Source organism: Coleofasciculus sp. D1-CHI-01 (assembly GCF_040218875.1).
Lineage (GTDB): Bacteria > Cyanobacteriota > Cyanobacteriia > Cyanobacteriales > Coleofasciculaceae > Coleofasciculus.
In genome coordinates, this window is sequence record NZ_JAVJQP010000142.1 from 24,650 (window position 1) to 36,980 (window position 12,331).

Consider the following 12,331-nt stretch of genomic DNA (forward strand, 5'->3'; position numbering starts at 1 on the left):
AATGAAAGTTAATTTACCCCACCCTTTATACCCTTGAGTTACTGTATTAACCCAAACTGCCCAAACCCTGAAAACTCAACCACTCAAAACTTCTGCCCAACGTGTGGCACAAAACTTATAGTAGCAGAACGATATCGTCCGCTTCGGCTTCTAGGTGCTGGGGGATTAGGTAGAACCCTGTTAGCTGAGGATGAATCTCACCCTTCAAACCCTTACTGTGCCATCAAACAATTTTATCCCCAAAGACAAAACAATTCCCCCAAAGCTGCCCAATTATTTCATCAAGAAGCGGAACGCTTGCAAGAATTAGGCAACCATCCCCAAATCCCTGCATTCTTAGCCTATTTTGAGCAAAATAATTGTCAGTACATTGTCCAAGAATTTATTGATGGAGAGAATCTGAATCAAGAGTTAGCCCAACTCGGTGCATTTTCCGAAAAACAGCTTCGCTCTCTGCTGAGTGACTTACTCCCCGTACTAAAATTTATTCATCAAGGAAACGTCATTCATCGAGATATTAAACCAGAAAATATTATCCGGCGGCGTCGCGATAATAAATTAGTTATCGTCGATTTCGGGGCGGCAAAATATGCGACTTGGACAATGTTAGCCAAAACTGGGACAACCATTGGTTCTGCTGGATATGCTGCACCAGAACAAACCTTTGGTAAAGCCGTCTTCGCTAGCGATATCTATAGTTTGGGCGTTACCTGCATTCACTTGTTAACCCAGATGCAGCCCTTTGATTTATATGAACCGCTAGAAAGTGGGTTTATCTGGCGACAGTATTTAGTCAATAACCCCGTCAGTCAAGACTTGGCTGAACTTCTGGACAAAATGATTGATCCGTTGATGAAACAGCGATATCAATCGGTTGAGCAAGTTCTCCAAGATTTCCATCACTTGGGAACCAATCAGGTAACGATTCAACCAACAAACCTATCTCAACTCGTAAAGGTTAATGCTTCGCTGGTCAATACAATTCGCGGTCATTCGGGGGAAATCTCGACAATAGCCTTCAGCCCCGATAAAAAAAGTCTGGCTAGTGGTAGTGTTGATAAAACCATTAAACTGTGGCAAGTGAGTATGGCATGGGAAATTCGTACATTTGGGGGATGGTTTTCTGGGAACCATAGTAAGGAGATAACTTGTCTGGCATTTAGCCAGGATGGAAAATATCTAGTCAGTGGAAGTCGGGATGAAACTCTAAGATTATGGCAGGTAAAAACTGGGAAACAACGGGTTAGTGTAAAAAGTCATAATGGTGGCGTTGATTCAGTCGCATTTAACCCCAAGAAACGTCTGTTGGCGAGTTGCGGTAGAGATAACAACATTCGGATTTGCCAGAGTCACACGTTGAAAACGATACAGGTTTTATCGAGTCGTTCCAGTGGATTTAATTGTGTCGCCTTTAGTCCCGATGGACAAATCTTGGCGAGTGGAAGTGGCTATCGAACCATTAAACTGTGGTACGTTCCCCACTGGCAAAAGCTGGGAACTCTAGCCGGACATATCAATTCCGTTGATGCGATCGCGTTTAGTCCTGATAGTATGATTCTAGCCAGTGGCAGTTCAGACGCGACGATTCGGTTATGGGATATTCGCACTCTGACTCAAATGTCCCTGATTCAGGGAAATTTTCCCCAAGTGCGTTCCCTCGCCTTTAGTCCCGATGGGCGTCTCCTCGCCAGTTGCGGTGGTGATAACACCATTAGAATTTGGGATGTTGCAACTGCACAAGAATGTTGTACTCTCGAAGGACATACGGACATCGTTCAAGTTGTGGCATTTAGCCCCGATGGACAAACTTTGGCGAGTGGGAGTTGTGATAAAACGATTAAAATTTGGCGTGTTTGGTAAGTAAGGTCATTTGTCATACTCGCTTTCGCGAGAAGCAAGCTACGTCATTTGTCATTTGTCATTTGTCATTTGTCATTTAGTCGGGGCGGGTGTAGGGTGCGTTAGCAAAGCGTAACGCACCATTTCAAACGATAGTCGTGAAACCCGCCCCTACATAAGAAATGGGGTTTGGAGACCAAACCCCTACAACTCCCATCTTCCTCATCTACCTGTTCCCTTATAATATGACTCAACCCATCAATCTTTTCGAGTACGAATCATTAGCGCATCAGCAGTTATCTCGCATGGCGCTAGATTATTACGCCAGTGGCGCTTGGGATGAAGTAACGTTGCGCGATAATCGGACTGCGTTTGAGAAAATCAAACTTCGTCCCCGAATGTTAGTTGATGTCAGTCAGCGTGATTTAAGTACAACAGTTTTAGGGCAATCTCTCTCCCTACCGATTCTAATTGCGCCGATGGCATTTCAATGTCTGGCACATCCAGAAGGGGAAATCGTGACAGCAAAGGCAGCGGCTAAAGTGGGTTCAGCGATGGTGTTGAGTACCCTATCCACTCAACCGTTAGAAGAGGTAGCATTGACATCCAAACAGGTGCAGTCAGACTCTCAGACAGATAGTCATTCTCCATTATGGTTTCAACTCTATATGCATCGCGATCGCGCTTTGACTCAAGACTTAGTTGAACGGGCGGAAGCCGCAGGGTATAGCGCCCTTTGTTTCACTGTAGATGCGCCTGTTTTAGGGTGTCGAGAAAAGGATAAACGCAATCAGTTTACCTTACCCATGGGTATGCAGTTGGCAAATTTAGTCCATCGCGATATTCCGGAAACAGTCGGCGAATCCGGGTTATTTGCCTATTTTGTCCAACAGCTTGACCCCAGCTTGACATGGCAGGATTTGGAATGGTTGCAGTCCTTGACAAAATTACCAATTATTGTTAAAGGAATTTTACGGGGGGATGATGCACTGCGGGCAGTAGAACATGGGGCAAAGGCGGTGATTGTCTCCAATCATGGCGGTAGACAATTAGATAGTGCGATCGCGTCAATTGATGCGCTTCCTGATGTTGTCGCGGCTGTCGGCGATAAGGTTGATATCCTCATGGATGGAGGGATTCGCCGTGGCACAGATGTCCTCAAAGCCTTAGCATTAGGGGCGAAAGCGGTACTGGTGGGGCGTCCGGTGTTGTGGGGATTAGCGGTGGCGGGAGAAGCTGGCGTGCAGCATGTCTTAGAGTTGTTGCGCGATGAGTTGGATGTAGCAATGGCGTTGAGTGGTTGTGCCAAAGTCGAGGATATTGATCAGAGTTTACTCACACAATCCTTGTAGTGTGAGCATCTTGCTCACTACCTATACCCAATTTAAATGCGTGACAGCTTACTCAAAACGGAAGAATCAAAAGTAGGTTAAATCATCAATAGACAAACTTATTCTCCTTCCCTACGAGAGGGAAGGGGTTGAAGGTTAGGTTGGTAAGACTATTGAGCCGACTTATCGAACTGTGTTACGCTTATCAACAATAACAACGTCCGGGTCATTATCGCCTTCTAGATCATGAGCTTCAACAACTTCTCGATCATTTGTCCTTGGCTGCTTAACCGTTGACACAGGCTTTTGTTCTACATGTGTTTCTACATGTTCTTCTTTCAGGTGAACGTTTTCTTCATGCTCATGTTCAACCTGTTCAGGTGCCTCAAAGATTTCTAATTCTTCTGCATGGCGATCGCGCATAATTGAGGCAGCATGTTCTACTTTCTCTTCACTGCCGCTAACCATCAACAAATAGTCGCCAGCTTTGACGCGCTCATTGTACACCTTGGCTTTTTCTTCCGGAATACCCAGACCAATCAAAGCGCCAACAATACCGCCTGTTGCTGCACCAACTCCGGCTCCGGCTAAGGTTGATCCTAACGCCCCTATCTCTGCTCCAGCGGCGAGGATTGGACCGACACCTGGAATCGCCAGTACACCGACACCAATCAAGAAGCCACCGACACCACCAAGAAGAGTACCCGTAGTCGCACCTATACCGGCTCCTTCTTTGGCTTCATTTCCTTGTCTTTCGGTAATTTCCTTGGCACCTTCCACATCTTCGATATTCCGTGCTAGGAGAGAGACTCTCTCCATATCAAAATTCGCATCTTTGAGCGCTTGGATCGTATCTTGCAGATCTTCACGCTTGGGGAAAATACCAACAACACGTTTGTAGTCACGGGTTTCGGGTACAAATTTTTCTTTTTCTAACATTACTGTTTCCTTTGAATAAATTAAACAACGTTAGGCTTGAGTTAGCCCTTTTTTTTGTTTTGACTAAAGCTTTCTGAATGAAAGACAGAAGCCAAACAACTCATGTCACCATTCATCTTTCCAGACGAAAGTCTTATTTGTTATCCACAGCAGAAGGAAAAATATCTTCGGCTACGATAACGGGTCGGTCTGTATATCTAGACCCAAACTCCTTAATCTTTTCTGCGTCCCAACCGAGGTCAGAATCCTGCAACAGCTTCGGATCAAACTGACGCGCTACACCCGTCACGGTGACTCTTTCACCGTCTTGAACAACGCTATCCTCAGCTTTAAGATTGCGATTGACACCAATTACTAGAACGCCGATATCATCTATCCAACCATCTTCAAATAGAGAGAGGGAACTGGGAGAGTAAACCTCTCTAACATCACCTTCGACAGCAATAACTTTGTCGAAATAACCGGCGGGTGCTTCCGCTAAGTCTTGAGGAGTCGGTGCAAGGGCGAGGGATTCAGCGATAATAGCGGGTTTGTCTTCATACTCGATATATTCGTCACCTAACTCTACACCGTATTCGGTTTCGATATCGGCAATCACCAATTGCACGACTTCACCCGTTACTTGAATCGGCATCTCTAGACCTTCTGGAGGAAGGAAGGGGGCTTGAGTCGCGTTCAGGATCAGGATCGATTCGCCGCCCAACTCGTTCGCCTGTACGACATAGCCAAGATCTCCGACTTCTTGTTCAATTTTGTTTCTAATCGTGACCTCTTTTCCGATAATGTCTTCAGTATTTTCAGCAACCTCCTCGGTGGTAACGTTAGTTTTTCCCTCCTGAATTTCCTCATTATCAGTAGTGCAGCCAGGAAGCAGCAAAGCAGCTAGAGCGAATGCGATCGCGCCTAAGTAAGTCCCTGTTCGTTTAGTCCATAAGGGGACGGAGTCTCCTTGATTCAACATGTATTATTCCTATTTCTAGAACGAAAGTTGCTGCTGATTATCGCAGCCAACTCAACCCTCTAACTCGTTGACGGTTAGATGGAGGCGTTGTAAAACGTTATTTTTAGCGTTTTACTTATTGCACTAACCTACATTCGCTCTAAACAGTCCTTTGCGAATCTATCAAGAGAGTGACTTTTTCCCTCTGACTAATTGCAGAGTATTCCGGAAGCTTGAGCAGTTATTCCTTTTCAGGATAGGCACAGGGGTAAATTGAGGGTGTCATTGATTTCTGCCATAATGATCGGAATGCAAACACTCAACACCCTAGCTCTAACTGTCATTTTAGGCGTTACCCTAGCGGTTGCGCCATTTACCAAACCCGTTCAGGCACAACCCTGGCGTCCGGTGCGTGGTAGTATCCTGTTTGGGATTAGTGGCATGGTACTCCTCGAACAACAAAAGGATTCCACTTCGTTTCTAATCGTTCATGATAATAAACGGGTAGGGGAAGGGCGTTTGGCGATGATCAAGGTTACCGACAAACAAGCCCCTGAATATTTGCCGATCAACTGGTCAAATCAACCCTTACCTATAGATTTAGAAGCACTCACGGCTGTTCCAGGACAATCAGAACCCACATTTATGGCGTTAACCAGTTCGGGAACAGTCTATCATTTCCGGCTCAGTGGCAATCATCAGGATGTATCTATTTTAAACGTATTTAATTTGCCAAATCTGCCTGAAGGAACGAACCTAGAAGGATTTGCCTTACAACAAATTGAGGACAAGCTGTTCGCGGTTTGGGCGCATCGAGGTAACAATGAAGAACCCGGAGTCCTGTACTGGGGAGTTTTGGACTTGGAAACTAATGAGATTACGCCTCAAGGTTCAGCCGGTTTAACCGTCCCGTTTCCAGGGAGTAATGTTCGCCATATTTCGGATCTCAAGGTTGATTCGGCTGGTATTGTTTACATTACCTCGGCTTCAGATAACGGTAACGATGGACCCTTCCAATCTGCCGTTTACGTGGCGGGTGGTTTGAGTTTACAGGATAATCTTATCGTATTTCGTCAAAATCAGGCATTGGTTCCTATTTATCGCTTGAATTATCATAAAGTAGAAGCGATTGAACTCGTACCGGGTACAGCCGGAGGAATAATTTTAGGGACAGATGATGAAAATATGGGTTCATCGGTTTGGGGTTTTGACGGAATGTTTTAATCCCTTACGTTTGAAGGCATTGATAAGCTGTTCGGCATTTAAACTTAATGTCAAGAATTGCGAAATCGTTGGTGTGCGTTTAGCGAAGCCATGCCGCAGGCTTTGCATCTTGCTCGCTACTAATACCCAATTTAAATGCATGACAGCTTAACCCGTGGAGAGGGCGGGTTTTGTTTAACATTTATTGGTAGATATCTGAATTGAGTCCCTAAACCCGCCCCTACAATTCACCAACTGCTCTGACTCAATCAACACTTTATCTACTCGGCTCAATTTTTTTAAACAGTCTCAAAATCAGTAAAATAAATAGAGCAGAAATTAAACTCAAACCCCATAACCCACACCCTGCCGCAACTCCCAACCCTGATGACACCCAAACCGCCGCCGTAGTCAGTCCCCGAATTCTATATCCTTGTCGCTGCGGCTGAGATTCTTGTACGATCACTCCTGCACCTAAAAATCCTACGCCACCTACAATGCCTTGAATCACGCGAGGAAGTGCGTCTGCGCTTTGTTCAGCAACACCAATTAATATGGGTATCAGCGTAAAAAACGCCACGATTTAACCGAAGCACCGGAGTGCGATCGCGTCTACAACCGCACCACAGAACTAACCACCCTGAAACAGTGGATACTCCAAGAAAAAATCCGCATTGTCACTATCTTTGGATTACCGGGTATCGGCAAAACCACCATCGCTAGAAAACTCGTCGAACAAATTAAAGATAATTTCGATTATATCCAACCGATAACGGATCATCGCTGTTCGCCGTTAAAGCTTTAGTTAAAGCCTATGTGAAAGAGATATAGACTTCGCCCCAGATTATCGAGAACTCACTGTTGGTAAAATGCCCCAACATTCAAGAACTGGCGGCGTTGATACTGTTGGATCTTATCTTGGTACAATAACTACTATTGGCTACTCTAAAATAGAGGCAGTTTTCGTGAGGTGACGATATGACTTTAGCGAAGAATCCGCAACCAAAAATCATCCGCACAGAACGTGGATTGACCATTTCAGGCACACGCATTACACTCTACGACGTGATGGACTACCTCACGGCTCAATATCCACCAAAGTTTATCTGCTCTCTACTTTATCTGACAGATGAGCAAATTAACGCTGCCTTATCCTATATTGAAGCAAATCGCCTTGAAGTTGAAACCGAGTATCAAATTGTCCTGAAACAGGCTGAAGAAAATCGGCGGTATTGGCAGGAGCGTAATCGTGAACATGCGGCTCGTGTTGCCACAATGCCGCCAAAAGCAGGTCGCGAAATTCTTTGGGCAAAACTCCAACAACAGAAAACTAGACATCAACTAGAAGTATGATTTTCCTCATTGATCACAATCTAGGAGGACATGCAGAGATTCTATTGGGAAATCTTGCCAGTCAAGGCTGGTTGGAGTTACTTCCAATTCGTTTTGTTACCTTCAAGGAGATCAATCTATCGATTGACAGCAATGATCGAATTGTTTGGAGAACAGCTCAGGCAAATCAAATGATTCTGCTGACAGCCAATCGGAGCATGAAGGGTGAAAATTCACTCGAGCAAGTTCTGCGGGAGGAAAACACAGTAAATTCACTCCCTGTGATGACGATTGGAGACACTGATCGATTTTTAGCAGATCGAGCCTATCGAAATCGTTGTGTTGACCGTATTCTGGAGATTGTGCTTGATATCGAAAACTGGATGGGAGTAGGTCGCATCTTTATTCCATGACCACGCCTCTACAACCTAAATCTGGTGCGTTACGCTACCCTACCCTTCGGGAACGCTGCGCGAACGGGAACGTTGCGCGAACGCTAACACACCCTACAATTTTGACAATTTTGCTCTGATTTCCAGTCGCCAGGATTACTTGATCATCATTCATTGGAGGTTCATTTAGAACTGACGTGACCAATCTTTAAACCAGCGTTCTACCACCACTTTTGTTTGAGTAAAAAACTCCACAGCCTGTCGCCCCTGTCCATGTAAATCCCCATAAAAACTATTTTTCCAACCACTAAAAGGAAAGAATGCCATCGGTGCAGCTACGCCAATATTAATCCCAATATTCCCCGCTTCGGCTTCATAACGAAACTGTCGTGCGGCGGCACCACTGGTGGTAAATAAACATGCCATATTCCCCCATTGACCCCCGTTCACTAATGCGATCGCGTCTTCAATGGTGTCCAAATGCATTAAACTCAACACGGGACCAAATATTTCAGTTTGAGATAGAGAACTGTCAGGGTTGACATTTTGCAAAATTGTGGGTCGAATGAAATTCCCTTGCTCATAGCCGGAAATCTTGACCTTGCGCCCGTCTACTAATACCTTTGCGCCTTCATCAGCACCCTGTTGAATCAATCCTTCAATCCGGGTTTGACTATCACGGCTAATCACCGGTCCCATTTCCACCCCTTCATCCAAGCCATAGCCAACGACACGAGTTTGAGCCGCCGACGCGATCGCATCAGTAAAACTATGCCGTGCTTCCCCCACCGTAACCGCCACAGACGCCGCCAGACACCGTTGTCCGGCACAGCCAAAGGCACTATCGGCAGCAATTCGGGTGGTCATTTCCATATCTGCATCCGGGAGGACAATCAGGGGATTTTTCGCCCCTCCTTGACATTGCACCCGCTTGCCGTGGGCGGCTCCTTTGCTGTATACATACTGTGCCACAGGAGATGATCCGACAAAACTAATGGCGCGAATTGTGGGGTGTTCTAAAATCGCATCCACCACGGTTTTTGCCCCATTCACCAGATTGACTACCCCTTTAGGTAATCCCGTCGCTTCTAATAACTCAAACACCTTTTGCATCGTCAACGGGACTTTTTCCGAAGGTTTAACGATACAGGTATTCCCACAGGCGATCGCATAAGGTAGAAACCAGAAGGGAATCATACCCGGAAAATTGAACGGCGAAATAATCGCTGTCACTCCCACAGGTTGACGAATCATCATTTCATCAATCCCTCGGGCAACATCTTCCAGGTTATATCCCTGCATTAGCATCGGAATTCCACAGGCGACTTCCACATTTTCAATTGCCCGTCGTAATTCAGCTTTTGATTCCTTTAAGGTTTTACCGCATTCCAAGGTAATTGTGCGGGCTAATTCGTCCAAATTCTCGTCTAATAAAACCTTAAGTTTAAACAGATATTGGACTCGGGTTGGTGGGGGAATCCGCCGCCAATCGGAGAACGCAACCGCCGCCGCCTCCACCGCTGCGTCTACATCATCTTGAGGCGATAACGGGACTTGGGCTAAAATATCAACCGTAGCCGGATTAACCACCTGAAGCGATTCCGTGGCGCTGGAGGGACACCATTTGCCATTGATATAGTTCGGTAACAGATTTTTTAGATGCACCGTTGGTTCTCCAAAATGGGCGAGTTAGGGTTGTAGAGACGTGCCATGGCACGTCTGGGAGATGGGGAAGATGAGGGAGATAAGGGAGATTATGTAGGGGCGGGTTTCACTACTATCTTTTCGGTTACACCCAGATGTAACTAAACCCGCCCCGACTGTACAAATGACCAATGACAAATGACGAATGACAAATTACCGATCAACCACATTTAAGCGTCGAGTAATCATCGTCATCCCATCACCGCGAATCAAAACGGCTGAAATCCAGCGATCCTGGGGAGTTAAGGGCGCTCGTCCCACTTTAAAAATTCCACCTGCGGATAGTAAATCCAATTCAAAGTCACTAGGTTGGCTGTAGCGATCGCCATTGATCGGTTCTTCTAAGGCTGTTCCCAATAGTAGATTATCCCCTAGGGGTTCTTGGACAATCGCATCAAAATTAAACGACTGACCAATACGCACCTGTTCGGGTAAAATCACTTGTAGGTTGGGGGGATTGACGCCAGACGTCAGTTGGGAACGTTCTGCCAAAATTTCCGAGGAGACGATTTTTTGATTTTCGTAACGTTGGCGCGATCGCAACATGGATTCGAGTTTCACCATTGTACCGTCGTTGGGCTGAGTTCCAGTTACCGTGGTGACTGTTTGTGCCACAATCCCATCCCCTTGATTTTCCCAAGACTGTAACTCGGTGCGATACGTCAATTGAGGATAGCGTTCCCACAGTTGCTTCAGGGCTTCCTCCATCTGGGCGTGAGTCAAACCGTCAGAATGTTTAAAATCCTGGCTATAGAACTGCATCACACCCTGCACATCCCGGCGATTTGCTGCTGCATCGATTTGCGCCAGGAGTTCTTTGAGCTGAGGTGGAGCGGTTGCGGGATCTTCGGCTTTTGCCGCCGTTGCCCATCCCAGGGTTAAACCCAGGGCGAAGAACAAAATCATTGACCCATTCAGGGAATACGCCTTGGTTTTCGCGCTCAAGGAACCTGACTTTTCACACCCTGGGGATAATTCAAAGCCTCTCTCCTTGCAGGAGAGAGGTTTGGAGAGAGGTTTTCTATATCCCGTGAAAAGTACGCTCAAGGAACGGGAAACGCGACGAAACATATTGACCGGATTGTGCATTAGGGGCATCGTAGGAAATAGTTTATATAAAGAAATTGGCTTCCAATTGGACAGATAAGATGGTATATTCGCCAATTTACTGCCAATTTTCGATTTTAACTCGACATAAGAGTCGCCTTTAGGAGGAACAACGACCTTGGCTGACACTCCAATTCGCTTATTGATTGCTGCCAGTGGCACAGGAGGACACTTATTTCCGGCGCTGGCGTTAGCTCAACAGTTACCAGAGTATCAAATTGAGTGGCTGGGCGTACCGAACCGTGTTGAACAATCGGTGATTCCCCAACACTACCCCCTGCACACGATTTCGGTTGAAGGCTTTCAGAAACCCTTGGGACTAAATACGGTTCGCGTTTTTGGACGTCTTGTGGGTTCCATCCGGCAGGTGCGACGACTGATCCAAACTCGGAAATTCGATGCTCTGTTTACCACAGGCGGTTATATTGCTGGACCTGCGATCGTCGCCGCGCGGTTACAGGGATTGCCTGTTATTCTACATGAATCCAACGCCATTCCCGGAAAAGTCACCCGCTGGCTGAGTCCTTTCTGCGATCAGGTGGCGCTAGGATTTGACGCCGCCTCTAAGTATTTACCCAAAGCCCACACCGTCACCGTGGGGACACCGGTTCGAGGTGATTTCTATAAGCCTCAGCCGTTAGACTTACCGATTCCTGACGATGTACCCTTAATTGTCGTGGTTGGCGGTTCCCAAGGGGCGGTGAGTGTGAATCAACTCGTGCGTCAATGCGCTAAGACTTGGTTTGAAATGGGTGCTTGGATAGTCCATTTAACCGGAGAAAAAGACCCAGACGCTTCCACTTTAGAGCATCCTCACTATATTGAACTGCCATTTTACAACAACATGGCTGCCCTATTGCAACGGGCGAATTTAGCGATTAGTCGGGCGGGTGCGGGTTCGTTAACAGAATTGGCGATAACCGGAACACCAGCTATTTTAATTCCTTATCCTTACGCCGCAGAAGATCACCAAAGCTTTAATGCCGCTAGTTTTGCCCAAAAGGGAGCTGCTCTGGTTTTTCCGCAATCTGAACTCAGTCCCGAATTACTCGAAAGTAAGGTATCCTATTTGCTCAAATCTCCGGACATTCTCCAGCAAATGTCAGAAAAAACGGCATCATTAGCGGTGACAGATAGTGCGGAGCAATTAGGGACGTTGGTGCGTCGGATGGTGGAGAAAAAATAAGATAGCTTGGCGGTTAAAACCGCAACTACACAAACGAAACCTGCCTACGCAGGTTTGACATCTGTCGTCGAAGTGTCCCAGGTATGGGGCGAGGTTTAACCTACATTCCGCAGATCTTGACGGACAGCATTAGGAAGGCATAAAAATTTTACCTCGACAAAATCAGCGACTCTAACAATTCTATGGATGAACTCTATAAATATGGATTGACTCAACTCTTTCTAGAAATAGCAATCGCCTTAACGAAGACATTTAAGATAGAAGTAAAATTTAATCATGCAGATATTACATCATTTCACCTGCATGGGGAGTATAATTATAACTATGGAGAATTAGCCAATCCAGAAGAAGGTTTAAT

The 12,331-nt window shown here is 46.1% G+C and carries 11 protein-coding genes and 2 pseudogenes; 8 read left to right on the forward strand and 5 right to left on the reverse strand.

Annotated features, from left to right (window positions below):
• The first annotated feature begins 33 nt into the window (after positions 1-33).
• Positions 34-1,860, forward strand: coding sequence for a protein kinase domain-containing protein (locus RIB93_RS25225; protein WP_446376821.1), 1,827 nt, complete (start codon positions 34-36; stop codon positions 1,858-1,860).
• A gap of 224 nt (positions 1,861-2,084) precedes the next feature.
• Positions 2,085-3,191, forward strand: a complete 1,107-nt coding sequence (locus tag RIB93_RS25230; RefSeq protein ID WP_446376823.1) for an alpha-hydroxy acid oxidase — start codon at positions 2,085-2,087, stop codon at positions 3,189-3,191.
• Between the two features lie 162 nt (positions 3,192-3,353).
• Here RIB93_RS25230 and RIB93_RS25235 read toward each other — a convergent pair whose 3' ends face one another.
• Both RIB93_RS25235 and RIB93_RS25240 read right to left on the reverse strand, forming a co-directional pair.
• A complete protein-coding gene (locus RIB93_RS25235; RefSeq protein WP_446376825.1) occupies positions 3,354-4,109 on the reverse strand; it encodes a histidine kinase in 756 nt (251 codons plus the stop codon).
• A gap of 133 nt (positions 4,110-4,242) precedes the next feature.
• The gene (locus tag RIB93_RS25240; protein ID WP_446376827.1) at positions 4,243-5,070 is read right to left on the reverse strand and encodes a hypothetical protein; all 828 of its coding nucleotides are present in this window, start codon (positions 5,068-5,070) and stop codon (positions 4,243-4,245) included.
• Positions 5,071-5,358: 288 nt separating this feature from the next.
• On the opposite strand from RIB93_RS25240, the gene RIB93_RS25245 reads away from it, so the two are divergent.
• On the forward strand, positions 5,359-6,273 hold the full coding sequence (locus RIB93_RS25245) for a hypothetical protein (RefSeq protein ID WP_446376829.1): 915 nt from the start codon (positions 5,359-5,361) through the stop codon (positions 6,271-6,273).
• Positions 6,274-6,529: 256 nt separating this feature from the next.
• On the opposite strand, the gene RIB93_RS25250 is transcribed toward RIB93_RS25245, so the two are convergent.
• Positions 6,530-6,832 (reverse strand): MgtC/SapB family protein, encoded by a 303-nt coding sequence (locus RIB93_RS25250; protein ID WP_446376831.1) that lies wholly within the window; start codon positions 6,830-6,832, stop codon positions 6,530-6,532.
• Between the two features lie 54 nt (positions 6,833-6,886).
• On the opposite strand from RIB93_RS25250, the pseudogene RIB93_RS25255 reads away from it, so the two are divergent.
• The 3 genes and pseudogenes from RIB93_RS25255 to RIB93_RS25265 all read left to right on the forward strand — a co-directional run.
• Positions 6,887-7,057: pseudogene (locus RIB93_RS25255) on the forward strand (nSTAND3 domain-containing NTPase); the annotation flags it as partial.
• A gap of 173 nt (positions 7,058-7,230) precedes the next feature.
• A complete protein-coding gene (locus RIB93_RS25260; RefSeq protein ID WP_446376833.1) occupies positions 7,231-7,605 on the forward strand; it encodes a DUF433 domain-containing protein in 375 nt (124 codons plus the stop codon).
• Positions 7,602-7,997, forward strand: a complete 396-nt coding sequence (locus RIB93_RS25265) for an ACP S-malonyltransferase (protein ID WP_446376835.1) — start codon at positions 7,602-7,604, stop codon at positions 7,995-7,997. The genes RIB93_RS25260 and RIB93_RS25265 overlap by 4 nt, the downstream gene beginning before the upstream one ends.
• A 165-nt stretch (positions 7,998-8,162) precedes the next feature.
• Here RIB93_RS25265 and RIB93_RS25270 read toward each other — a convergent pair whose 3' ends face one another.
• Positions 8,163-9,641: a CoA-acylating methylmalonate-semialdehyde dehydrogenase gene (locus RIB93_RS25270; protein ID WP_446376837.1), complete on the reverse strand. Its 1,479-nt coding sequence runs from the start codon at positions 9,639-9,641 to the stop codon at positions 8,163-8,165.
• A gap of 192 nt (positions 9,642-9,833) precedes the next feature.
• Entirely contained in the window at positions 9,834-10,916 is a 1,083-nt protein-coding gene (locus tag RIB93_RS25275) for a nuclear transport factor 2 family protein (protein ID WP_446376839.1), read from the reverse strand.
• On the opposite strand from RIB93_RS25275, the gene murG reads away from it, so the two are divergent.
• Positions 10,906-11,973, forward strand: coding sequence for an undecaprenyldiphospho-muramoylpentapeptide beta-N-acetylglucosaminyltransferase (gene murG, locus RIB93_RS25280; RefSeq protein ID WP_446376841.1), 1,068 nt, complete (start codon positions 10,906-10,908; stop codon positions 11,971-11,973). The genes RIB93_RS25275 and murG overlap by 11 nt on opposite strands.
• A gap of 182 nt (positions 11,974-12,155) precedes the next feature.
• A pseudogene (locus RIB93_RS25285) lies at positions 12,156-12,331 on the forward strand (IS1634 family transposase); the annotation flags it as partial.

Bases quoted from the DNA above. Each gene is read 5' to 3' on its own strand.
- RIB93_RS25230 (WP_446376823.1), top strand. From the start codon at position 2,085: ATGACTCAACCCATCAATCTTTTCGAGTACGAATCATTAGCGCATCAG.
- RIB93_RS25235 (WP_446376825.1), bottom strand. From the start codon at position 4,109: ATGTTAGAAAAAGAAAAATTTGTACCCGAAACCCGTGACTACAAACGT.
- RIB93_RS25265 (WP_446376835.1), top strand. From the start codon at position 7,602: ATGATTTTCCTCATTGATCACAATCTAGGAGGACATGCAGAGATTCTA.
- RIB93_RS25245 (WP_446376829.1), top strand. From the start codon at position 5,359: ATGCAAACACTCAACACCCTAGCTCTAACTGTCATTTTAGGCGTTACC.
- RIB93_RS25240 (WP_446376827.1), bottom strand. From the start codon at position 5,070: ATGTTGAATCAAGGAGACTCCGTCCCCTTATGGACTAAACGAACAGGG.
- RIB93_RS25260 (WP_446376833.1), top strand. From the start codon at position 7,231: ATGACTTTAGCGAAGAATCCGCAACCAAAAATCATCCGCACAGAACGT.